Origin of the sequence: Caulobacter henricii (genome assembly GCF_001414055.1) — a bacterium.
GTDB lineage: Bacteria > Pseudomonadota > Alphaproteobacteria > Caulobacterales > Caulobacteraceae > Caulobacter > Caulobacter henricii.
The window spans coordinates 2,915,412-2,938,710 of sequence record NZ_CP013002.1 but is presented as its reverse complement, the minus strand read 5'-3'; the positions used below and the strand labels follow the sequence as shown (position 1 = coordinate 2,938,710).

Here is a 23,299-nt window from a genome sequence, read left to right as displayed (position 1 = left end):
CGACGGCCGTTTTGCGAGGTTGGCCCTATTTCAGCACATTGAGCAGGGAAGAAGCCTGCAGGCTGGAGAACACCTGGGCGGCGGCCTGGACAGCCATCTGGGCGGCCTCGAGGCGGGTGACGGCCTCGGCCATGTCGACATCGACGATGCCACCGACCATGCCGGTCAGGGTGTCGGCCTGATCCTTCAGCTCGACACCGGCGTTCTCGAAGCGTTTCTGCACCAGACCGTTCTTGCCCTGGATGCCCAGCGCGTCGGAATGGGCGTCCTTGAAGGTGGCCACCATGCCCTGCAGGAAGGTGTGCTGCGCGCTGGTGAGTGGGCTGCTGAACGCCCCATTGGCTTCGACATAGGCCTGAACCTGTTTGAAGGCGTCGAAGGCCTTGGTCCCCAGGTCGTCGCCCAGCACACCCGTCTTGACGGTGGTTTGCTGGTCGATGCGGTTGGTGGCGATATAGTCGTCGTTCTTGAAGAGATCGGCCGTCGACGCTGCGGCGGTCAGATCAGACAGCGATCCGGCCGTGGTCGGAGGCGTATCGGTCAGGGCACCGGCGAAGACATAGCGGCCATTGGACTTGGTGTTCACGCCCTGGGTGACACTGCTGAACGCCGCTTCCAGTTGCTGCATCAAGGTCGCGCCGCCGGCGGCCATGGCATTCTCGATCGCGGCACGCCCCTTCTGAATCCCGTCGGCCACCTGGCCGATGCCGGTGTCCTGCATGTCCAGGCGGTTGGCGACCAGCTTGGTCTGATCGATCAGGCCGTCGATCTTGGCCTGGGCACTGCGCATGGCGGTCAGGACCTCGGCGTTCTTGGCATAGCCCTTCAGGTCATTGGCGACCTTCTGGCTGGCGACCTGTTCGCCCAGCACGTTCTGGCGCAACTGGGCGCGCATCAGGTTGCTGGTCATGACGCTGTAGTTGGAGCCGGTTGAGACGCGGGTCATCGGTCAGCCTCAGATCATATTGGTCAGGACATCGTACATGTCCTTGGTTGCCTGGATCAGGCGGGCGGAGGCGTTGAACGCCTGCTGATAGGTGGTGAGGTTGATCAGCTCCTCGTCGAGATTGACCCCCTCTTCCGACTTGCGCTGGGTGCCGACCTCGATGGCCACCGCTTCGGCGGCGTCCTTGCGGCTTTCGGCGGCGGCAGCTTTGCGGGCAATCGAACCACTGAAGTCTGCGGCATAGCGCAAAAGGCTGGTCTTGATCGCCGAGGCCCCGCCCACGGCGGCGAAGTCGGCGGTCGTGTCGCCGGCCTTGGCCAGGGCCATGGCACCGCGTCCATCGCCGACGGCCAGGGCAATCACGCCAGCGGCAGCCGAAAGGTTGAGCTTGGCGAAGGGAATGCGAGCAGGATCCTGGTCCATGGTGGGATTGACAATGAAGCGCTCGCCCCGTGTGCCGCGTTCGGTGGGGCCGACGCCAAACAGCTGGGTGATCGAGGGGCCGCCCATGCCCCGCTCAGTGTCATCCGACGCGACGGACAGGGTAACGGTCGAGCCCGGATAGGATGTGAAATTCATCGCGCCCTTGGCATCGAGGGCGAAGGTTCCATAAAGGCCGACGCCGCCATTGCGGACGTTCAGGGTGTCCATCAGGTCCTGCATCGTGGTGCCAGCCGGAACCGTGATGTTGACGTCGCGAATGCGACCGCCCTCGGTGTCCGTCAGACGCAGGGTAATGACATCGCCGGCCGTGTAGCCGTGCGGATCGCTGGCGGTCAGACCGGTCTCATAGGGCGAGAAGCCCTTGGTCTGGACGATGTCATTGAGGCCGAAATAGTGGCTGAAGCCCTTGCCGATCTTGCTGGAGGGCGTGGTCGGGTCATCGGCGACCACCACGCCATTACTGCCCGTCGCACTGAGGCTGAGGGCCCCGTTGCCGAACGAGGCCGTACCCTGGCCGCCCAGGGCGGTATTCAGCTGGGTGATGAAGTTCGTATTGGTGAAGCTGGGGCCCGCTGCGCCATTGACGGTCATCGTGCCCAGATCGAAGTCGATCTCGATCTCGCGCTGGATCACGCCGCTGGAACTGGTCAGGGCGATGGTGGTCTTGCCGGTGAAGTGATCAAGGGCCGTAGCCTCGTCCAGGCCGGTATTGCGACCTGTCAGGGATGACGGTGCCGGCACCGACGAGGAGGCGTTTGAGGCGCGGTTCAGTTCCTCGGAGGCGCGGGTGACGAACTCTCCGAGCTGGTCGGACAGGCCGGGCAGTTCGGTGTTGCGCAGGTCCAGCAAGCCCTTCAATTCGCCGCTGGAAATGTTGAGCGCCACCGGAATGTCGCCGCCATTGGCCTGGATGCACTGCAGGAAGCCCGTCGCCGTGCTGGACTTCTGATAGGAGATCACCGCCACGCCGTCGCCGGCCAGGCTGAGGCCTTCGGTCGAACGCACCATGACGCCGCCATTGGGGCGCTGGCTGACCTGGATGTTGATCATGCGGGCCAGCTCGTCGATCAGGCCGCTCTGCACGTTCTCGGAGCCCGTCCCGTCAGCCCCGGCCACCTTGGCGCGGGTGATGTCGGTATTGAGGGTATTGATCTGCTTGAGCAGGTCGTTGACGCGCTCGATGTCGGAGACGATCCGGTTATCAGCGTCCTTGCCCAGGTTGGACAGGGCGGCCGTGATCCGGCTCGACTCGCCGAGGAAATCATCGACCCGCGTCAGGGCCTGGGTCCGCAGCAGGCTCGAGGACGGGTCGTCCGAAGCCTTTGAGAAGGACGCGAAAACTGCGTCCAGCGTGCCGAAGTAACTATTGTCGCCGCTGGGATCGCCAAACAGGTTCTGGGCTGTGTTCAGGGAGCTGGCCAGGGCCGAGGCGCGGCCGGAGTCCGAAACAGCGTTCAGGCTTGCCGATTGCAGGAAGCGGTCTGAAGCGCGCTTGATGGCATCGATGCTGACGCCGACGCCCATGCCGTTCGAAATCTGGTTCGACTGGCTGATCGTCTTGCGGACATAGCCTGCGGTGTTGACGTTGGCGATATTGTCCGAGACGACGCGCAGACCCGTCTGGGCTGCCATCATCCCGGAACTCGCCGTGTTCATGACCGAGTTCAAAGACATGCGAAGACTCCGGACAGCCCGGCAATCCGCGAACCTCGCGACGCGCCCTTGCCCGGCGAAAACTGCCGGGCGGGGGAGGGGTCATAGCCCTCGATATATGCCAAGCCACTGAAATTCATGGCGTTTTGTTCCAAGCGCCGGATGTTCGGCAGGAGGTGTTGCGCAAGGAGGATGCCAAGTGGGGGCGCGACCGGGCGACGCGGCAAGCCACGCCCCTCACAACCGCATTCGACTCGGCAAAAAGCGCCGCAGGCCGACAAATTGAAGTCGTAAACAAGGAATTAAAGACAATAAATTCAATAAGATAGTGGTTATATGACCACTTGGCCCGACGGTTGCTGAAGGGGTTTCGGATACAGGCGTGTTCGTCATGAACCGCCGATCGCATCGGACCGAGGCCACGAATGACCGTGATCGCCGCCAACGCCGCTCTACCAACACCCAGTCCCGGGCCGGGCGCTGGTGCTCTGGTTATGGACCAGGGCTTCGACGCGCTGCTGGCCGTGGTGACGGCAACCAACGATCCGATCTCGGCCAAGCCGGCCCCGCATCGTGCTGCGAGCAAGCCGGAAGACCGATCCGCGGACCGGGCTGAACGCAGGGATACAGTTGACCGGCCCGAAGGTGTGGCGGCCAGTGTTGAAGAGGTCAGGACCGCCGCCCCAGACGAGGACGGAGACGAGGCCGGGAGCAAGAGCTCGGATGAAGCCGCCCTGGCTGATGCCGCAGCCCAGGCTGCGGCCATGCTGGTCGCGGCAATGGTCCCGCCCGCCGAGCAAACCTTTGCTGCTGAAACCCCGCCCGACCTCGGAGTGGTCGCGCCGCTTCAGGTGTCCCTGGTGTTGGCCCTGGCCGAAGGCGCTGAACCTCAAGTCGGTATTGAGACTGTCGCAGCCCTCACCCAGACTCCAGTCCTGGCCTCCGATACCGCCCCGGATGCCGCAGCCCAGGTCGGGCCGGTTTCGGTTGGCGCGCCGACCCTGAATCTGGCCGCTACGGCCTTGCCTGTCGCAGAGGTCGAAGCTCCCGCGCCAGACTCCACTGCGACGGCCGCGATCGAGATTCCCGAAGAGGCTTTGCTGGACGCGCCGATAGCGGCGAGTGATGCCGGGGTCGATGTCGCAGCACTTGCGGCACCGACGACGCCTAAGCCGAACCCCGCTACACCGTCCGCCCAGGGCGCAGTGGCGGTTCCGGCGGCTCAGATTGATGTGACGCTTGAGGCCGAGCCCGTCGTCATCGCCGCCGTGGCCGACATCGACTCCGCGCCCCTCGAGGCCACATCAGCCGTCGAGCTCGCCACCGCAACAGCTGCAGACTCCGCGCCTGTCGTCGCCCAATCCGCAGCCGAACCCGCGATCAAGGTCGCGACGGCAGCGTTGGGCCCGAATGACGCCATGCCAGGGGGGCATGAACAGCTAGAACCCGTCATGATCGCCGGCGTAGAGGCCGGTGCCCCTACGGATCAAGACGGTTCCGATCAGGGCGGGACAGGTCAGAATAGCAGCCAGGGCGATCTTGCTGCCGAGGTCGTCGGCACAGCTGCCAATGACGCCGCTGCGACGCCTGAGGCGCCGATCCTGGCCCCGACCTCGACGACGTCGACGGGCAGTGCTGCTGCCGCGGCACCGGCCCAGCGTGCCGAGACCCGTGGTTCGCCCGAGACAGTGGCTCAGCTGTCCGCTGAAATTCTCAAGAAGCTCGACGCCCGGACCACCCGGTTCGACGTGGCTCTTACCCCCGAGGGCCTGGGCAAGGTCGATGTCCGCATCGAGATCGGCCGCCACGGTGCCCTGACCGCCTCCATGGCCTTCGACACCGTTCAGGCCGCCGCCGAACTTCGCGGCAAGGCCCATGAGCTGCGTCAGGCGCTCTCGCAGGCGGGCTTCACCATCGCCGACAACGCCTTGCGCTTCGATGTCTCGAGCCAGGGCGGTCAGTCGGGCCAGAACGCCTTCTTCAGCTTCAACGGCGGTGAAGACGGCCGCCGGGCCTGGTCCGGCAAGGCCTTCCAGGCCGCCCAGAACGACGACGCTCCCCTTGCATCCGTTTCAGATCTGCTCCCCGGGCTCCGTGTGACGCCTGACAGCGGTCTGGACATCAGAATTTAGAGAGAGACCCCGCCATGGCGACTGCCGCAGTTACGGGCTCCAACGCGACGCTCGATAAGATCAACAATTCGCGCAACACCCTGGCCAGCAGCAAGGAGACCTTCCTCAAGCTGCTGACCACCCAGATGAAGAACCAGGATCCGTTGTCGCCGATGGATTCCAATGCCTTTACCGGCCAGATCGTCCAGATGACCGGCGTCGAGCAGCAGCTCGTCACCAATGACCTGCTGGCCGCTCTGGTGGGCATGAACGAAGGCGGCATGTCCCAGGCCGTCACGATGATGGACAAGCAGGTGACGGTTGAGACCGACAAGGCCGTCCTGAAGGATGGCGCGGCGACCTGGTCCTACAATCAGAGCCGCAGCGCCACCGGCGTAAAGATCGAGATCGTCGACAAGTTCGGCAAGACCGTCCGCACCCTGCTGCCCGAGGATATGTCCAAGGGCAGTCACACGCTTGAATGGGACGGCCGAAGCACAGACGGCACGGCCCAGCCCGCCGGCGGAACCTATAGCCTGAAGATCACCGCCCTCGATGGCGACGGCAGCAAGATTCCCACCACGTCCAAGGGGCGCATCGACGGCATCGTTACCGCCATCACCAATGAGAGCGGCGTCAACATGGTGACCATCGGCGGGTCGAAATATCCGGTCGATTCCGTGATTGGCGTCACCAACCCCCCGGCCAAGGCGGCCTAACCCCCATCCCATGCACCGGGCGTCAGAATGACGCCGACGCGGCTCACCCCGGAAATGCCTTCCGCTGGGCCCAAACGCAAACCGCGCTGAACCCTTCAGTCATTTGACAGTCAACGCAGGAACTTCGTCATGAGCATCAACAGCGCCATGCTTTCGGGCGTCTCGGGCCTCATCGCCAACTCGTCCGCTCTGGCCGCGATCTCGGACAACATCGCCAACGTCAACACGGTTGGCTACAAGCGCAGCACTGCCAATTTCTCGACCCTGGTCACGGCCCAGAGCAAGAACTCGACCTATAGCGCCGGCGGCGTGAAGGCCCTGACCCACCAGTTCATCAGCCAGCAGGGTCTGACCCAGTCTTCGACTTCAAACCTCGATCTGTCGATCTCAGGTTCCGGCTTTTTCGTCGCGACCGAAAAGCCGGAAGACCTGACCGCAACGGATACCCGTTCCTTTACCCGCGCAGGATCGTTCCAGCTCGATAACCTGGGTTATCTCAAGAACGATGCGGGTCTCTATCTGCAGGGCTGGCTGGCCGACCCGGTGACGGGCGACATCACTCCCGATCCGTCGGACCTCACCCAACTGTCGTCGATCAATGTGGGCTCGGTCGGCGGTACGGCGGAGAAGACCACGCGCGCGGCCATCAACGCCAATCTGCGCTCGGAACAGCCCCTGTCGGCTCAGTCCAAGTTCAGCATTACCAAGCCCACCGTCACGGACTCCGCCGCCGCCACCAACAGCTATGCCGTCGCCTATTCACCGACAGCCACGGCCGGTGTCTATGATGTCGAGATCAAGAAGGCGGGCGTTGTAGTCGGTACCGGCACGGCGACCTATGCCGCCGGCGCGATGACGGCCGGCACCGGCATCTTGGCCACCCTACCGATCGACGTCAGCGGCACCGGTGCAGGCACGCCCACCGTGACGGCCGCCTCCCTGGGCCTGGCCACCGATGCGGACCTTGTTTCGGGCAATCTCTACAACGCCGCAACCAACTCAATGTCTGCCTACGCCCTGGACGCCACGACGGGCGTGAAGCCGGACTTCGAAATTCAGGTCCCGGTTTCCGATTCCAAGGGCGGTCAGCGGACCCTCATTCTCTCCCTGCTCAAGAGCAATACCCCCAACGAATGGTATGCTGAACTGCGCACCAAGCCGGGTGACCTGGATAATGTCCCCAATGGTCAGATCAGCTCGGGTCGCATCACCTTCACGACGGACGGCAAGCTGGCCACGGTCGGCACGCTGTTCAACGGCACCAACCCGACCTCGATCACCATCGGTGCATCTGACACCGCAGTCGTCACCGCTGCGCCGCGCTGGTCGGACGCCCTGGGCATCGACAGCCAAACCCTGCAGATCGATCTGGCCAACGCCGCCGGCGGCCTGACCCAGTTCAACAGCCAGTCGGTGGTGCAGTCGGTCAACACCAACGGTACGGCCTTCGGCAACCTGACCAATATAGAGGTCGACGAGGACGGTTATGTTTCGGCGATCTTCGACAACGGCGTCACGCGCCGGATCGCCCAGGTCGCCATCGCCACCTTCTCCAATCCCAACGGTCTGAAGGGCGTCAACGGCAATGCTTATCGGGTGACCAACGAAAGCGGCACCTACAGCCTGAAGACCCCGAACCAGGGCGGTGCTGGTCAAATCGCCCCTTCGACACTGGAAGCCTCGACCGTCGATCTGTCCACTGAGTTCACCGGACTGATTACGACCCAGCGAGCCTACTCCGCTTCGTCGAAGATCATCACTACAGCTGACCAGATGCTCGAGGAGCTCTTGAGCATTAAGCGATAATTATAGGTATTAACTTGCTTTAATGGCCGTGTTCCACATCGGCACACTAAAGACTTTACGGAGAAGCCTGGTGTTTAGGCATTTCTTTACTATTGGAATTAAGCCGCTGTTATTGGCTGGCGCCTATAGTGACCTTCAACAGTGATGGTTGTGGGAAAGGCGTAAAGCCATGTTGCAGCAGCAGCGCACGAACAGCCGGGGTGAGAAGTACGTGATCGGTCCGACCGGCGCGCCTCTGACTCTCTCCGACTTGCCGCCTCCGGAAACCCAGCGTTGGGTGATCCGGCGGAAAGCCGAGGTAGTCGCCGCCGTTCGCGGTGGCCTGCTCTCGCTTGATGAAGCGTGCGATCGGTACAAGTTGACCAATGAGGAATTTCTCAATTGGCAGCAATCGATCGACAAACACGGCCTGGCGGGTCTGCGGACCACCCGGCTTCAGCAGTACCGCTAGCCGGCGGGCCTGAATGATATGGCTTTTCCGACCCTTAACGGTTGGAGGGCCAGCTTGATACGTTCAGCGGCCGCGCCCCTCCCGGGGCGCGGCCGCGACGTTTTGGCACCCGGGCATCCCGGAAGAGCGCTCAGATGTAAACGCCTCGTTTACCTTGGACTGGGTAAATCCTGCCTAGCGACGGCGGCTTCAGGGCCACCAACGCCATTGTCCCCCGTCGGGGTGGCTTTCTGGGGGATTGGCCTGAGTGGATAGCTTTCTGAGCGCGATACAGAGGTTCGGCGTCGGCCGTCTCGCCGCTCTGATCGGCGTGGGCGCCGGTGTCGTGGCCATTCTCGTCGCCCTGGTCATGTTCATGGGCAAGGAGCCGACCGAGCTCCTCTATTCCAACCTCGACCTCAAGGAAGCGTCGGAAGTCACCCAGGCCCTGGACCAAGCCGGCGTGAAGTATGAAACCAAGGGCGACGGATCGACCATTATGGTGGCCCGCGACAAGGTGGCCTCGGCCCGCCTGCTGGTCGCCGGCAAGGGCCTCGTGACCTCCGGCTCGATTGGCTATGAAATCTTCGACAGCAACAATGCCCTGGGCCAGACCGATTTCGTCCAGCAGCTGAACCGTCAGCGCGCTCTTCAGGGCGAGCTGGAGCGCACCATCAAGGAATGGCAGGGCGTCAATTCGGTGCGCGTGCACCTGGTCCTGCCCAAGCGCCAGCTCTTCGAGGAGGATGCCGAGCAGCCCTCAGCCGCCGTGACCATTGGGACGGGTGGCCGTGAGCCTTCGGCCGACATGGTGCGGGCTGTGCAGAATCTGGTCGCCGGCTCTGTCGCGGGCATGAAGCCTGAGAAGGTCAATGTCATCGACCAGCACGGCAAGACCCTGACAGCGGCCAGCGATGAGAGCCTGGCGGGTCAGATGGCGCAGGATCGGAAGTCCGAGGTCGAGGCCCGCATCGCCAAGACCGTCAAGGACATGATCGAAGGCGTTCTCGGTCCGGGCAAGGCCCGCGTCAATGTCACCGCCGAACTCGACCTGAACAGGGTGACCGTCCAGGAAGAAAAGTTCGATCCCGAGGGCCAGGTGATCCGTTCGGAGAGCACCAACGAGGCCAACAGCCAGGAAACGAAGGGCGACGAGAACGGTGGCACCACTGCGGCCCAGAACATTCCGGGCGGCGGCGGAGCCAATGGTTTCCAGCAGCTTGGGTCGCGTTCGGGCAATAACGAGAGCGTCACCAACTACGAGATCTCCAAGTCGGTCCGCACTGAGGTTACCGAGCCTGGCACTATCAAGAAGCTGGCCGTGGCTGTGGCGATTGACGGCGTCACCGCGCCCGCAGGCAAGGACGGCAAGCCCGGTGCCTATACGCCGCGGACCGAGGAGGAGCGCGCCCAGCTGGAGGATCTGGTCAAGACGGCGATCGGCTTCGACGCCGCCCGCGGCGACCAGGTCAAGGTCACCAATATCCGCTTCCCGCAACCCGAGGATCAGGCCCTGGACAAGGCCGGCCTGCTGGCGAGCTTCGGCAAGAACGACATCATGCGCATCGCCGAGCTGGCGGTCCTGGGCATCGTCGCCATCATGATCCTGCTGTTTGCGGTCCGACCCTTCCTGAACAGCATGGCCTCCCCGGGTGCCAACACTCAGGTCGTCATGAGCGCGCCCCAGGTCACCCGAATGGTCACCCTTTCCGACGGCTCGACCCAGGAAGTGATCATCGACCAGGCCGGCGAGCCGATCGCCATCGCCGGTCCCATGGGTGCCGACATCGATCAGCGCATCGACATCGCCAAGATCGAGGGCCAGGTGAAGGCGTCCTCGATCAAGCGGGTCTCCGAATTCGTCGACAAGCATCCTGACGAGTCGGTGGCCATCCTGCGCACCTGGCTGCACGAGTCGAACTGATGGCGATGAAGGCGTCCATCAATGACGTGAGCAAGCTCGCCGGCCCGGAAAAGGCCGCGATCGTGCTGCTGTCGCTGGGTGAAGATCACACCCGCATCTGGGAGGCCCTTGACGACGAGGAGATCAAGGAAGTCTCCCAGGCCATGGCCGGCCTCGGCACGGTTTCGGCCACCGTGGTGGAAGAACTGCTGGTCGAGTTCGTGTCGGGCATGAGCTCGACCGGCGCGATCATGGGCTCCTACGAACAGACCCAGCGCCTGCTGCAATCCTTCATGCCACCTGAAAAGGTGGATGCCCTGATGGAGGAAATCCGCGGTCCGGCGGGTCGCACCATGTGGGACAAGCTGGGCAATGTGAACGAGGCGGTGCTCGCCAACTATTTGAAGAACGAATACCCCCAGACCGTGGCCGTGGTGCTGTCCAAGGTAAAGTCCGACCACGCCGCTCGCGTGCTGGCGTCGCTGCCTGAAGATTTCGCCCTCGAATGCGTCACCCGCATGCTGCGCATGGAGCCTGTGCAGCGCGAGATCCTCGACAAGATCGAACAGACCCTGCGCAACGAATTCATGTCGAACCTGGCGCGCACGTCCAAGCGCGACAGCCACGAGATGATGGCGGAGATCTTCAACAACTTCGACCGTCAGACCGAGGCGCGTTTCATCGCCGCCCTAGAAGAGCGCAACCGCGAAGCGGCCGAGCGCATCCGGGCCCTGATGTTCGTGTTCGAGGACCTGTCCAAGCTCGATCCGGGTGGCGTCCAGACCCTGCTGCGCGCCACCAGCAAGGAGCAACTGGCCCTGGCCCTGAAGGGGGCCTCGGACAAGCTGCGCGAGATGTTCTTCTCCAACATGTCGGAACGCGCCGCCAAGATCATGCGCGAGGACATGGAGAGCATGGGTCCGGTGCGTCTAAAGGACGTCGACCAGGCCCAGGTCGCCATGGTCCAGGTCGCCAAGGACCTGGCTGCCAAGGGCGAAATCATGCTGGCCGGTTCGGGCAGCGACGACGAGCTGATTTACTGAGGCGGATGGCGACATGACCGACATCCCCCACAAGCGCTTCGCCTTCGACACCGTCTTCGACGACGGCGGCGGTGTGGCCTATCAGGCGCCGAAGGTGAAGCGCAGCTTCACGCCGGAGGAGGTCGAGACCGCCAAGGCCCTGGCCTATGCCGAGGGCGAGCGCTCGGCGGTGGCCCGGGCCGAGCAGCACGCCGCCAATGCCCTGGCAGACATCTCCCGTGCCGTTCAGGAGGCGTTCTCGACCCTCGCCGCCGTGGCCCACGAACATCGCTCGGGATCGGCCATGCTGGCTCTTGCTGCAGGCCGCAAGATCGCTGACGCCGCCCTCGAACGTTTCCCCGAGGCACCGGCCAGCGCCGCCCTGGTGGCTCTGGCCCGTGAAGTCGAGGCCCAGCCCAGGATCACCGTCCGGGTGTCCCAGGACCTGGTCGAACGGACCCAGGCTGCGCTCGAAGAAACGGCCCATGCCATTGGTTTCCCGGGCCAGATCGTGGCGCGGGCCGACAGCGGCATGCCGCCCGCTGCCTTCACCTTCGACTGGGGCGACGGCCGCGCCGCCTTTGATCCAGACGAGGCGACCCGTCGGGTCGCCGAAGCCCTTGAGGCCGCTATCGCCGCTGAGGGACTCCACGCCGAACCCCTGCTTCCCGCTAGCGAAAGCTGACTGCCATGTCCGAAGATAATCTCACGCTCGACGAGTTCGGAGGCCAGATGCTGGCCTCGGAAATGCCCGTCGAGATCGCCGACAAGATCGCTTCCGACCTGGCACCGGTGTTCGATGTTCCGGTCAATATCTCGGCGGTGCTCGGCCGCGCCCACATGTCCGTCGCCCAGCTGCTGCAGCTGGGCCAGGGCAGCATCCTCGAACTGGACCGCAAGGTCGGCGAGGCCATCGATATCTATGTGAACAACCGGCTGGTGGCCCGGGGCGAGGTGGTCGTCGTCGACGAACGCCTGGGCGTGACCATGACGGAAATCATCAAGGACGGCGACGCGGCGGGCTGAGCCTGACGCGTCAAGGAGGACAGGATCATGCGGCTTCTCGTCGTTGGTAAACTGAACGGACAGCTCTCGGTCGCCGTGAAAATGGCGATGAACACGGGGGCCAAGGTCTCGCACGTCGAGACGATCGAGCAGGCGACCCATGCCCTGCGGGCGGGCCAGGGGGCCGACCTGCTGATGGTCGACTACTCGCTGGATATCGCGGGCCTGATCGCGGCCAACGAGTCCGAGCGCATCCGCGTTCCGGTCGTTGCCTGCGGGGTCGACGCCGATCCGATGCGCGCCGCTGCCGCCATCAAGGCCGGGGCCAAGGAATTCATTCCCCTGCCGCCGGATGCGGAGCTGATCGCGGCGGTCCTGTCTGCAGTCACCGATGACGAACGCCCGATGATCGTCCGCGATCCGTCGATGGAGAGCGTCATCCGCCTGGCCGACCAGGTGGCCCCGTCCGACGCCTCGATCCTGATCACCGGCGAAAGCGGCTCGGGCAAGGAGGTGATGGCCCGCTATCTCCACGGAAAGTCGCGGCGTGCCAAGGCCCCCTTCATCTCGGTCAACTGCGCTGCCATCCCCGAGAACCTGCTGGAAAGCGAACTGTTCGGCCACGAGAAGGGTGCCTTTACCGGGGCCATGGCTCGTCGCATCGGCAAGTTCGAGGAAGCCAATGGCGGCACGCTGCTGCTGGACGAAATCAGCGAAATGGACACCCGCCTGCAGGCCAAGTTGCTGCGCGCCATCCAGGAGCGCGAGATCGACCGCGTTGGCGGTCAGAAGCCGGTCAAGGTCGACATCCGCATCCTCGCCACCTCCAACCGCGACCTGACCCAGGCCGTGAAGGACGGCACATTCCGCGAAGACCTGCTCTATCGCCTCAATGTCGTGAACCTGCGCCTGCCGCCGCTGCGCGAACGTCCGGCCGATGTGCTGAGCCTCTGCGAGTTCTTCATCAAGAAGTACTCGGCGGCCAATGGCGTGGCGGAAAAGCCGATCTCGGCCGAGGCCAAGCGTCGCCTGATCGGCCATCGCTGGCCGGGCAATGTCCGCGAACTGGAGAACGCCATGCACCGTGCGGTGCTGCTGTCGTCCGGCGCGGAGATCGAGGAGTTCGCCATCCGCCTGCCGGACGGTCAGCCCATGGCTCCCAGCCCGGACGCCGCCGTGGCCCGTGGCGCCCAGATGGCCGCCGATGCCGTGTCGCGCGCCTTTGTCGGTTCGACCGTGGCCGAGGTTGAGCAGCACCTGATCATCGACACCCTCGAGCACTGCCTGGGCAACCGCACCCATGCGGCCAACATCCTGGGCATCTCGATCCGGACCCTGCGAAACAAGCTCAAGGAGTACGGCGACGCCGGGATTTCGGTGCCGCCGCCGCAGGGCGGCATGGGCTCCGCCGCCGCCTGATGCCCCTGCCGGTGACGACCCTCAGTCGGACGTCACCGCAGGCAGAGTTGAATTGAGGACCTGGCGACCCCGCCCAAATCGCTTCATGCGCGGGGACGTCGGAACAGGAACCAGGCACTGAATGGCAGACGCGGCCCTCCCCAAGACCAGCAGTGCAATGCCCAGCGCCAGTTCGCTGTGGGCGGGGATTCTGCGCGGCGAAATGGGCCTGGCGGTCGGCGTCGTCGGCATCATTGTCCTGCTGATCCTGCCGGTCCCGCCAATGCTGCTGGACCTGCTGCTGGCGATTTCGCTGACCGGATCGGTCCTGATCCTGATGACTGCGGTGCTGATCAAGAAGCCGCTGGAATTCACGTCGTTCCCGACCGTCCTGCTCGTGGCCACCCTCTATCGGCTTGGCCTGAACATCGCCTCGACACGGCTGATCCTGGGCCATGGCCACGAAGGTGCGCACGGGGCCGGCGCGGTGATCGAAGCTTTCGGCAACCTGATGATGCAGGGCAACTTCATCATCGGGGTGATCATTTTCATCATCCTGGTGGTGGTGAACTTCATGGTCGTCACCAAGGGCTCGGGCCGGATCGCCGAAGTCGCCGCCCGCTTCACCCTGGACGCCATGCCCGGCAAGCAGATGGCCATCGACGCCGATCTGTCGACCGGCCTGATCGACCAGGAAACCGCCAAGCAGCGCCGCAAGGATCTGGAGCAGGAAAGCACCTTCTTCGGGGCCATGGACGGCGCCAGCAAGTTCGTGAAGGGCGACGCCGTCGCCGGCCTGATCATCACCGCGATCAACATCATCGGCGGCATCCTGATCGGTGTCCTTCAGCACAAGATTCCGATCGGCCAGGCGTCAGCCACCTATACCCTGATGACTATCGGCGATGGCCTGGTCAGCCAGATTCCGGCCCTGATCATCTCGATCGCGGCGGGCCTGGTGGTGTCAAAGGCCGGGGTTGAGGGCTCGGCCAATGCCGCCCTGACCACGCAGCTGTCGATGAACCCGGTGGCCCTGGGCATGGTTTCGGCCTCTTCGGGCGTCATGGCACTGATCCCCGGCATGCCGATCATCCCGTTTGCCGTGCTGTCGCTGGGCGCAGGCTTCCTGGCCTATCGCCGCGCGATGTCGGCCAAGGAGCCGCCGCCCCTGAACCCTGCCCTCGCCGACGCCGTCGCCAGCGAACCTGAGGAAGAGCCGATCAGCGCCTCCCTGGCCATCGACGACGTCAAGATCGAGCTGGGCTATGGCCTTCTGACCCTGATCAATGATCTCGATGGTCGTCGCCTGACCGACCAGATCCGCGCCCTGCGCAAGACCCTGGCCACCGAGTTCGGCTTCGTCATGCCGCCGGTGCGCATTCTCGACAACATGCGCCTGGCCAATCAGGGCTACGCCATCCGCATCAAGGAAATGGAAGCCGGGGCCGGCGAGGTCCGTCTGGGCATGCTGATGGCCATGGATCCGCGCGGCGGCCAGGTCGAACTGCCGGGCGAGCACGTGCGCGAGCCGGCCTTCGGCCTTCCCGCGACCTGGGTGGCTGACGACCTGCGTGAAGAAGCCACCTTCCGCGGCTACACCATCGTCGATCCGGCCACGGTCCTGACGACCCACCTGACCGAAATCCTCAAGGAGAACATGGCCGACCTGCTGTCCTATTCGGAAGTCCAGAAGCTGCTGAAGGACCTGCCGGAAGGCCAGAAGAAGCTGGTCGACGACCTGATCCCCTCCGTCGCGACGGCCACGACCGTTCAGCGCGTGCTCCAGGCCCTGCTCAAGGAGCGCGTCTCGATCCGCGACCTGCCGCAGATCCTGGAAGGGATCGGCGAGGCCGCGCCCCATACCAGCTCGGTCACCCAGCTGGTCGAACAGGTCCGCGCGCGTCTGGCTCGCCAGCTGTGCTGGGCCAATCGCGGCGACGACGGGGCCCTGCCGATCATCACCCTGTCGGCCGAGTGGGAGCAGGCCTTCGCCGAATCCCTGGTCGGGCCGGGCGACGACAAGCAATTGGCCCTCGCCCCGTCGCGGTTGCAGGAATTCATTCGCGGCGTCCGCGAGGCCTTTGAACGTGCGGCCCTGCAAGGCGAAGCCGCCGTCCTGCTGACCAGCCCGGGGGTCCGGCCCTATGTGCGGTCGATCATCGAGCGCTTCCGCGGCCAGACCGTGGTGATGAGCCAGAACGAGATCCATCCTCGGGCCCGCCTCAAGACCGTGGGCATGGTCTGATCCTAACCGGGAGGGCCTCGATCCGGACGAGCCTCGTGGCCGCTGGTCGCAAGTGAGGCTTTCTCCGCCAAGGGCTGTGGCCGGCTCGGCATTGCGAAGCAGGCTTTGCGCTGCTAGCGATGCGTCAAGGCGGCGGTTTTCCCGCCGGTTTCGGGTCTGTTCGTATGCCTCCGGTCAAGAAGACAAAATCCACCAGCGCCCTGTTGTGGGACCTGCTGACCTTCGACCGCCTTGTCACGGGCCCGGTGATTCACCTGATCTACTGGGCAGGCCTTGGCGTTGTCGCCCTGTTTGCCTTTTCGGTGGTCGGTGCGGCTGTCGGCCTGGCCCTGAAGGAGCCCGGCATCGGTTCGCTGCTGCTGGCATTTCCCGTTCTGATCGCCGGCCTGCTGGTCGCCGGGGCGATGGTCCTGCTGTGGCGGGCGTTCTGCGAGTTCTATGTCGCGATCTTCCGGATCAGTGAAGATCTGCGCGCCCTGCGCCAGACCAGCGACGCCGATCACGCCTCGATCCTGTCCCGTCCGCCTCCCGAGGCCTGAACGGGCGAAGAAGGATCTAGCCGCCCGCGACAGCGCGGCGGCGCAGACCCAGCTCATCGAGCTGGGCGTTTTCGATGACACCCAGCTTCTTGCGCTGAAGGACCTTGGCCGCCTCGGCGACGTGCTCGTATTTCTTCAGCGCCTCGAAGGCCAGGGACAGGGCGTCGCGAGCCCCCTGTTCCTCGATCTGGCACTGCTCGATCTGCAGCATCATGTCGGCGCGCTTGCGCTTGGAGCCTTCGCGGTAGCCGATCATGTACCAACCGGCTTCAGCCGAGCCCTCAGCCTCCTTGGCCTCGGCTTCAGCTTCCGCGTCCAGCATCACGACACGCAGCTCGGCGGCCATACGGCGCTCGACGATGTCGGCCAGTCGCTTCTGCAGGGTCTCAACCTCGTGGGTCGAGATCCGGATCAGGGATGCGGCCCATTTGGTCATGCGTGGTCACTCTCAAGGATACTGCCCAGGTGGCCGAAGGAATCATCGAGGCTGGTGGCCTCGTCCTTGTCCTGGCTGAGGAATTCTTCGATGGCCGGATTGAGGCGGATGGCGCGGTCGACGATGGGATCAGCCCCGGCGCGATAGGCCCCGATGCGGATCAGTTCTTCCATATTGGCATAGGCGGCCATCACCTGACGGGCCCCTTTGACGATCATGCGTTCATGGTCGTACTGGCAGCCCGGCATGGTCCGGCTGATCGATTTCAGGACATTGATTGCCGGGAAACGGCCCCGCTCGGCGATGGCGCGTTCCATCACGATATGGCCGTCGAGGATACCGCGGGTGGCGTCGGCAATCGGCTCATTGTGGTCATCGCCGTCGACCAGAACGGTGAACAGGGCGGTGATCGGGGCCGCCGTGCTGCCGTCGGGCCGGATCGGGCCGGGGCCGGCACGTTCCAGCAGTTTGGGCAGTTCAGTGAAGACGGTTGGCGTATAGCCCTTGGTGGTCGGTGGCTCACCGGCGGCGAGGCCGATCTCGCGCTGGGCCATGGCGAAGCGGGTCACCGAGTCCATCAGGCACAGGACTTCCAGATCCTGATCGCGCAGATACTCGCTGATCGCCAGGGTCATATAGGCGGCCTGTCGACGGGTCAGGGCCGGCTCGTCCGAGGTTGCGACCACGACGATGGCCCGCTTGAGGCCCTCCTCGCCCAGGGTCTCCTCGATGAACTCGCGCACCTCGCGGCCCCGCTCGCCGATCAGCCCGACCACGACGGCGTCGCAGGTTGCTTCCTTCGCCAGCATCGACAGCAACACCGACTTGCCGACGCCCGAGCCGGCGAAGATGCCCAGGCGCTGGCCGCGGCAAGTGGTGGTGAAGACGTTCATCGAGCGCACGCCGAGGTCGAGACGTTCTCCGACCCGACCCCGTGCGTGGGCCGGCGGCGGTGATGTTTTCAGCGGGTAGGGCACTTCGCCCTGGGGCAGGGGGCCAAGGCCGTCGATGGGCTCGCCGAAGGCATTGATGATGCGGCCGAGCCACGCCTTGGTCGGGCGCACCGTTGCGCCTTCGGGCATGATGCGGATCTCGGCACCGGGGGCGACGCCCTCGACGGGACCAAAGGGCATCAGCAGGGCGCGGGTTTCCCGGAAGCCGACGACCTCGGCCGGCAGGACCGGCAGGCCCAGCCGGTCGATCTCGACGCGCGCGCCGACCGCCAGCCGCGTCAGCCCGCCGCGCGCCTCGATCAGGAGGCCATTCACGGCAGCGACGCGACCGGAAATGGTCAGCGGATCGATACGTTCGATGGCGGCAATCAGGCTACGCAAATCAGCTCTCGGCTATGAGGGTCCATCCTCCGCCGACAGCGTTAACCACCTGTGAAATTAGGGCTGCTTCGGAGGCAGGTTGGCGGTGAAAAACGCCGCAACCGCCCGGTTGAAGCTGAGGTGGAATGCCGCACGGTCGAAACCCGGGGCGCTGGTGCAGAGATGGGGTAATTCCCTGGCCATGCCGGGCGGGCAGGGCGTCAGGAAATCGTAGTGCCCGGCACCCTGCACGACGCGATAGTCGGGCTTTACTGGCAGGGCATGGAGGATGGCCGTGGCATGGAAGGGATCGACCAGGATCTCGTCATTCTCGGCTCGCCAAAGCTGAACCGGGAGGGTGATCGACGCCAGACTCTTCGCCGTGAAGGCGTAGCCGAGTGCTGGGGCCGCCGCGACCGCGGCCCTGATCCGCGCATCATGGATCCAGGGTGCGGCGAGCGCATCGGCAGGCGGCGGCTGCAGGGTCATGAGGCGGCAGTCGAAATGGGTCGGATGGTAGCTGCAGTGGGCCGGCACGCGGGTCAGATCAAGTTCGCCGCCGGCCGCAGCCAGCACGGTAAGCCCACCTGCCGAGAAGCCAAAGGCCCCGACGCGTCCGGGATCCAGCTGCCCGTGCTGGGGCCAGTCGGCCAGCATGTAGTCGATGAGCACATGCAGCTGCCTTGGCCGGCTGGCCAGGTCAGTGGACCGGCTCTGGTCGCGGAAATTGTCATGGGTGTGGGTCAGGGCGGCGACGACGAAGCCAGCCCGGGCCAGGGTCTCGGCGGTATCATGATGGCCGCCGAACCAGCCGCCATTGCCATGCGACATGACCACCAGCGGCAGGTCCTTGCCCAGAAGCGGGCTGTTGGGCGCGAGCAGCGTGTCGCCCAGACCCGGAACCGGGCGTGTGGCGGGCGTGGCTGTCGGGTACCAGATGCCGACCTCGATAGGCGTGCCCTGCGGATCCGGAACCTGGACCAACTGGAAGCCGATCTGGCTCTCGGCATGCACCGGTCGGGCCGTCAGCAGGAGGAGCAGGGCCAGAAGCAGCAGGCCGGTCTTGAGCCAGCAGGCGAGAGATGACGAAACGGGTAGCACGGAAGGCCTCCTCATGTGGAATGTGAAGAGGGCTTTTGCGCGTCAGCCGCAGGCCTGCCAGTGCGCCTGCGCGAATGGGCGAACGGGTTCGCGAACCGGCGAACTGTGCTTATAGGGAGGTATGGGCAGGCCGAAGAAATCCTGGATCGGAACGCCGCACGAGTGGGCGATCGACCTCGCCATTGCGACGGTCGCGGGCACCTTCCTGGGCCTGATTGGCCCCTTCGGCAGTTTCCTCAACGGCGGCGTCGCGCCCCTGGTCATCTATTGGGTGCTGGCCCTGTGGTGCGCCACCCTCGTGCTGGGCGTTATCTGCAGGCTGGGCCTTGCTCTGGCCCGATGGTGGACAATCCCTGCCGCCCTGGCCCTGACGGGCAGTGTTGTTGTCGCCAGCGTCCCGCTGTCCCTGCTGGTCGCCCAGCTCGCCCGGCTGTTCTGGCCCCGGATCGCGCTCCCGCCGCTCGACTGGTACTGGCAGAGCCTGGTGATCTCGGCGCCGCTCGTGGCGATCTATGTCATCGGTCGCTGTCTTCTTGCCGCAGGCCGCGGCGAGGGTTTTCCCCGGGTCGCGCCGGCGATCCTCGATGCGCCGCCGCCCGTGTCGCCCCTGGCCGGTGACGTCCTCTGCCTGCGGATGGAGGACCATTATGTCCGCATCCACACCGCCGCCGGTTCGCGTCTTGTCGAGGGCCCCTTTGAGCGGGTGATCGCGACCCTGGGTGACCATGAGGGCCTGCGGGTCCATCGCTCCTGGTGGGTGGCGCGGGCGGCTGTCCTTCAGATCGAGGCAGACGGCCGCAACCTCAAGCTCAAATTGAAGGGCGACCTGTCTGCGCCGGTCTCGCGCGCTTCGGTGGCCCGGTTGCGGGAAGCCGGCTGGCTGTCCACCGATATCTGAGCCCGGGCCCCGCGACCGGCTGTCGCGGATGATTTGAGCCCGGCGCAGCGGGAGCCTGAAAGCGGGCGAAAACTTTGCGGCAGAACGCCGCAACGGTGTTGCGAAGTCCAAAGTCAGGCGGGCGAAGTCGGTGTCGGCTCAGTGCCCCTGGAACTCCCACAGGGCCCGGCTTTGGGCCATTTTCCCTGACGAAAAAGGGCGGTTTGGCCGGCCTCGCAAGGGGACTCGACAAATTTGCCGTGCGACTCAGCGACCGCTTGCACCCGATTCGCAAATCAGATTAACCATTCGTCCAACGAGATCATTCACCATTAACCAGTCTTAAATTAACTCGCCGCAAAGTGCAGGCAGGGTTAATCAGGCGGCTTCCGCCAAGACGTCGAATAACGCCACCGAGTGGCGTGGAGGGGCTCATGCGCGTACTGTTGATCGAGGATGACAGCGCGACAGCGCAGACCATCGAGTTGATGCTGAAGTCTGAAGGCTTCAACGTCTATACGACGGATCTTGGTGAAGAAGGCGTCGATCTCGGCAAGATCTACGACTATGATCTGATCCTGCTGGACCTGAACCTGCCTGACATGAGCGGCCTCGATGTTCTGCGCACCCTGCGGGTGGCGAAGGTGAACACGCCGATCATGATCCTGTCGGGCTCTTCGGAGATCGACACGAAGGTGAAGACCTTCTCGGGCGGTGCCGACGACTACATGACCAAGCCCTTCCACAAGGACGAAATGATCGCCCGCATCCATGCGGTGGTCCGTCGTTCCAAGGGCCATGCCCAGTCGGTCATCAAGACGGGCGACATCATCGTCAATCTCGACGCCAAGACGGTCGAAGTGAACGGCAACCGCGTTCACCTGACCGGCAAGGAATACCAGATGTTGGAGCTGCTCTCCCTGCGCAAGGGCACGACCCTGACCAAGGAGATGTTCCTCAATCACCTGTACGGCGGCATGGACGAGCCGGAGTTGAAGATCATCGACGTCTTCATCTGCAAGCTGCGCAAGAAGCTCGCCGCCTCGGCCCAGGGCAAGCACCATATCGAGACGGTCTGGGGTCGTGGCTACGTGCTGCGGGATCCGAACGAGCAGGTCAACGCCGCCTGATCGGCACCAGCCTCATCTGAATACGGAAAACGCTCGCCCGGTAAGGCGGGCGTTTTCCTTTTGCGATCATCGGCTTGCCTCTCGGCCGGCCAGACCTTTGACCTGATCCGTGACAAATCGGTCGAAGCACGGAATAGTGCTTGCTGCTGAAAAGGCTCATGGCCATGTTCCGGCGCAGCGTTTGCTGGGGTAAGCCTGGCCGTGTCATTTTGACCTCGCGCGGCATCGAAACCGATGGGGGACCGATGCAAGAATTTGATCCGCGACGCCCGACCCTGCGTCTGGCGCCCCGGCTGTTCACTGCCATTGCCGGCATGGCCGCCCTTGGCCTTGGCTGGAAGCTGACGGCCGCCGATGTGCCGAATCCGGTCAAGGCGGCCCTGGATCCTGCCGCCCTGGTCGCCCTGCAGCATGTCGCCTTTGCCAGTGCCGAGGCCCAGCCCGGCTTCGACCGGCCGCAGAGCATACCGGTCAAGGTTCGGCCGGGCGAAACCCTCGAAGGCGCTGTCGAGCGCGCCGGGGTGGCCCCCGAAGAGGCCCGTCAGGTCGTCGCTGCCCTGCACGGGGCCATCGATACCGTCAATATCAAGGCCGGCATGGCCTTCGAGGCGGCCATCGCCCAGAGGCGCAGCCAGCGTGGTCCGGCCCGCCTGATCGGCCTGTCGATGCGCACGAGCCCGTCATCGACCCTGACAGTGTCACGCACCTTTGACGGCGCCCTGAAGCTGCGCGAGCTCGAAGAAGAGGTCCGCGACGAGACCAAGGTCGCCTGTGGCGAGATGAATGGCTCGTTCTATGAAAGCGTCGCCAATGTCGGCGGCACGCCGGCCGTGATCAGCGAGGCGGCCAAGCTGTTCTCGCACAAGATCGATTTCTCGCGGGATATCCACGAGGGCGACAGGTTCTGCCTGGTGTTCGACCGCAAGGTCACCGAGAGCGGCCGCACCATCGAGGCCGGCGATCTGGACTATGCCGAGGTCAAGGGCCAGCGCTTCTACGGCTTCGAGCGCGACGGCAAGACCCAGTTCTTCGATGAGACCGGCAAGAACATCAAGGGCTTCCTGCTGCGCACCCCGGTCGACGGGGCTCGCATCACCTCGACCTTCGGGGCCCGGCGTCACCCGATCCTCGGCTTCAACCGCGCCCACAAGGGCGTGGACTTCGGGGCGGGCCAGGGCACACCGATCCTGGCGGCCGGCGACGGTGTCGTGCTGGAGGCCCGTCGCTGGAGCGGCTATGGCAACTGGCTGCGCATCCGCCACGCAGGCAAGTGGGACACCGGCTATGCCCATATCTCGCGCTATGCGGCGGGCATCCGGGCCGGCACCAAGGTGCGTCAGGGCCAGGTCGTGGCCTATGTCGGCTCGACCGGCATGTCGACCGGTCCACACCTGCATTACGAGGTCTGGCTGAACGGTCAGAGGGTCAATCCGATCGGGGCCAAGGTGCCGCAGGGCACGGTGCTCAGCGGCGGCGAACTGGCTTCGTTCAAGGTCAAGAAGTCGCGGATCGACCGCATGCTGGCCGAGGGCGAAACGGCTGTGGCCGGCGAGGCGACCCCGAAACTGGCCCTGGCTGACCTCCGCAGCGAAGGCGCGCCGAAGCTGCGTTAAGGCCCGTCGCGCTCCGAGAATTGATCCAGCCCATGGCGGGCGGAGCGATCCCCCGGCAGGGTCATGAGACGCAGCCTGTTCGCGACCTGCCGCCGTTTCCCTTCCTGCAAGGCCATTTCCATGACCGCAACGCCCAAGCCCCGCGCCAATCCCGCCCTGCGCCTGATGCTGCTGCGCCGCATCCATAGCTGGCTGGGCCTGTTCATCGCGCCCAGCGTGCTGTTTTTCGCGGTGACCGGGGCCTATCAGCTCTATGGCCTGCACGAGTCAGGGCCCGGCTACAAGCCCGCGCCCCTGGCGGAGAAGCTGGGCCGGGTGCACATGAAGCAGGTCTTCGAGGCCAAGCCCGTCCGTGCTGCCGCCCCGGCCAAACCCGAGGCCGGCCCGGCCAAGGCTGCGCCTGCCCCGGCCAAGGCCAAGCCGACCAAGCTGACGGTCCTCATGCTGCGAGCCGTCTTCCTGGTCGTGGCCATCGGCCTGGTGATCTCGACCCTGATCGGGGTCTGGATGGCCCTGACCCATGGTCGCGACAAGACGCTGGGCTGGGGCCTGCTGGCCGCCGGGGCGGTCCTGCCCGTCCTGATCCTGGCGCTCTAGGCCCTTTCCGA

At 64.7% G+C, this 23,299-nt stretch carries 20 protein-coding genes; 15 read left to right on the top strand and 5 right to left on the bottom strand.

Annotated elements, in window-relative coordinates; genetic code table 11:
- Positions 1-25: 25 nt before the first annotated feature.
- Both AQ619_RS13760 and flgK read right to left on the bottom strand, forming a co-directional pair.
- On the bottom strand, positions 26-946 hold the full coding sequence (locus tag AQ619_RS13760) for a flagellin (RefSeq protein ID WP_062148728.1): 921 nt from the start codon (positions 944-946) through the stop codon (positions 26-28).
- 9 nt (positions 947-955) lie between these two features.
- Positions 956-3,064 (bottom strand): flagellar hook-associated protein FlgK, encoded by a 2,109-nt coding sequence (gene flgK, locus AQ619_RS13755; protein WP_062148726.1) that lies wholly within the window; start codon positions 3,062-3,064, stop codon positions 956-958.
- A 404-nt stretch (positions 3,065-3,468) separates the two neighbouring features.
- Between flgK and AQ619_RS19390 the strand changes: the two genes are divergently transcribed.
- The 11 genes from AQ619_RS19390 (at position 3,469) to AQ619_RS13700 (ending at position 16,221) form a co-directional block, all read left to right on the top strand.
- Positions 3,469-5,175, top strand: a complete 1,707-nt coding sequence (locus AQ619_RS19390) for a flagellar hook-length control protein FliK (RefSeq protein WP_084746035.1) — start codon at positions 3,469-3,471, stop codon at positions 5,173-5,175.
- Between the two features lie 14 nt (positions 5,176-5,189).
- On the top strand, positions 5,190-5,873 hold the full coding sequence (locus tag AQ619_RS13745) for a flagellar hook assembly protein FlgD (protein ID WP_062148721.1): 684 nt from the start codon (positions 5,190-5,192) through the stop codon (positions 5,871-5,873).
- Positions 5,874-6,002: 129 nt separating this feature from the next.
- Positions 6,003-7,679, top strand: coding sequence for a flagellar hook protein FlgE (flgE, locus tag AQ619_RS13740; protein ID WP_062148718.1), 1,677 nt, complete (start codon positions 6,003-6,005; stop codon positions 7,677-7,679).
- Between the two features lie 169 nt (positions 7,680-7,848).
- Entirely contained in the window at positions 7,849-8,130 is a 282-nt protein-coding gene (sciP, locus tag AQ619_RS13735) for a CtrA inhibitor SciP (protein ID WP_062148715.1), read from the top strand.
- A 247-nt stretch (positions 8,131-8,377) separates the two neighbouring features.
- Positions 8,378-10,033, top strand: coding sequence for a flagellar basal-body MS-ring/collar protein FliF (gene fliF / locus AQ619_RS13730; RefSeq protein ID WP_062148712.1), 1,656 nt, complete (start codon positions 8,378-8,380; stop codon positions 10,031-10,033).
- Positions 10,033-11,055 (top strand): flagellar motor switch protein FliG, encoded by a 1,023-nt coding sequence (fliG, locus tag AQ619_RS13725; RefSeq protein ID WP_062148708.1) that lies wholly within the window; start codon positions 10,033-10,035, stop codon positions 11,053-11,055. Before fliF ends, fliG begins: the two co-directional genes overlap by 1 nt.
- Positions 11,056-11,068: 13 nt before the next feature.
- The gene (locus AQ619_RS13720; RefSeq protein WP_062148705.1) at positions 11,069-11,719 is read left to right on the top strand and encodes a FliH/SctL family protein; all 651 of its coding nucleotides are present in this window, start codon (positions 11,069-11,071) and stop codon (positions 11,717-11,719) included.
- 5 nt (positions 11,720-11,724) lie between these two features.
- A complete protein-coding gene (gene fliN, locus AQ619_RS13715; protein ID WP_062148702.1) occupies positions 11,725-12,060 on the top strand; it encodes a flagellar motor switch protein FliN in 336 nt (111 codons plus the stop codon).
- A 27-nt stretch (positions 12,061-12,087) separates the two neighbouring features.
- Positions 12,088-13,458, top strand: a complete 1,371-nt coding sequence (gene flbD, locus AQ619_RS13710) for a sigma-54-dependent transcriptional regulator FlbD (RefSeq protein WP_062148699.1) — start codon at positions 12,088-12,090, stop codon at positions 13,456-13,458.
- Between the two features lie 121 nt (positions 13,459-13,579).
- Positions 13,580-15,682, top strand: coding sequence for a flagellar biosynthesis protein FlhA (flhA, locus tag AQ619_RS13705; RefSeq protein WP_062148696.1), 2,103 nt, complete (start codon positions 13,580-13,582; stop codon positions 15,680-15,682).
- Positions 15,683-15,801: 119 nt separating this feature from the next.
- A complete protein-coding gene (locus AQ619_RS13700) occupies positions 15,802-16,221 on the top strand; it encodes a DUF4282 domain-containing protein (RefSeq protein WP_166504255.1) in 420 nt (139 codons plus the stop codon).
- A 16-nt stretch (positions 16,222-16,237) separates the two neighbouring features.
- Here the strand turns inward: AQ619_RS13700 and AQ619_RS13695 are convergent, their stop codons facing one another.
- From AQ619_RS13695 to AQ619_RS13685, 3 genes are read right to left on the bottom strand one after another with little or no spacing between them, the layout of a single operon-like run.
- On the bottom strand, positions 16,238-16,657 hold the full coding sequence (locus AQ619_RS13695; RefSeq protein ID WP_062148690.1) for a hypothetical protein: 420 nt from the start codon (positions 16,655-16,657) through the stop codon (positions 16,238-16,240).
- On the bottom strand, positions 16,654-17,991 hold the full coding sequence (gene fliI, locus AQ619_RS13690; RefSeq protein WP_062148688.1) for a flagellar protein export ATPase FliI: 1,338 nt from the start codon (positions 17,989-17,991) through the stop codon (positions 16,654-16,656). Before fliI ends, AQ619_RS13695 begins: the two co-directional genes overlap by 4 nt.
- Before the next feature lie 57 nt (positions 17,992-18,048).
- The gene (locus tag AQ619_RS13685) at positions 18,049-19,071 is read right to left on the bottom strand and encodes an alpha/beta hydrolase family protein (RefSeq protein ID WP_236849476.1); all 1,023 of its coding nucleotides are present in this window, start codon (positions 19,069-19,071) and stop codon (positions 18,049-18,051) included.
- 121 nt (positions 19,072-19,192) lie between these two features.
- Here AQ619_RS13685 and AQ619_RS13680 point away from each other — a divergent pair, with 121 nt between their 5' ends.
- The 4 genes from AQ619_RS13680 to AQ619_RS13665 all read left to right on the top strand — a co-directional run bounded on the left by AQ619_RS13680 (position 19,193) and on the right by AQ619_RS13665 (position 23,288).
- Positions 19,193-19,969 carry a LytTR family DNA-binding domain-containing protein gene (locus AQ619_RS13680; protein WP_062148686.1) on the top strand — a complete coding sequence of 259 codons (777 nt, stop codon included), beginning with the start codon at positions 19,193-19,195 and terminating at the stop codon, positions 19,967-19,969.
- A gap of 413 nt (positions 19,970-20,382) precedes the next feature.
- Positions 20,383-21,078: a response regulator transcription factor CtrA gene (ctrA, locus tag AQ619_RS13675; RefSeq protein WP_062148684.1), complete on the top strand. Its 696-nt coding sequence runs from the start codon at positions 20,383-20,385 to the stop codon at positions 21,076-21,078.
- Between the two features lie 245 nt (positions 21,079-21,323).
- Positions 21,324-22,691, top strand: a complete 1,368-nt coding sequence (locus AQ619_RS13670; RefSeq protein WP_062151680.1) for a M23 family metallopeptidase — start codon at positions 21,324-21,326, stop codon at positions 22,689-22,691.
- 120 nt (positions 22,692-22,811) lie between these two features.
- The gene (locus AQ619_RS13665) at positions 22,812-23,288 is read left to right on the top strand and encodes a PepSY domain-containing protein (RefSeq protein ID WP_166504254.1); all 477 of its coding nucleotides are present in this window, start codon (positions 22,812-22,814) and stop codon (positions 23,286-23,288) included.
- The last annotated feature ends 11 nt before the right edge of the window (positions 23,289-23,299 follow it).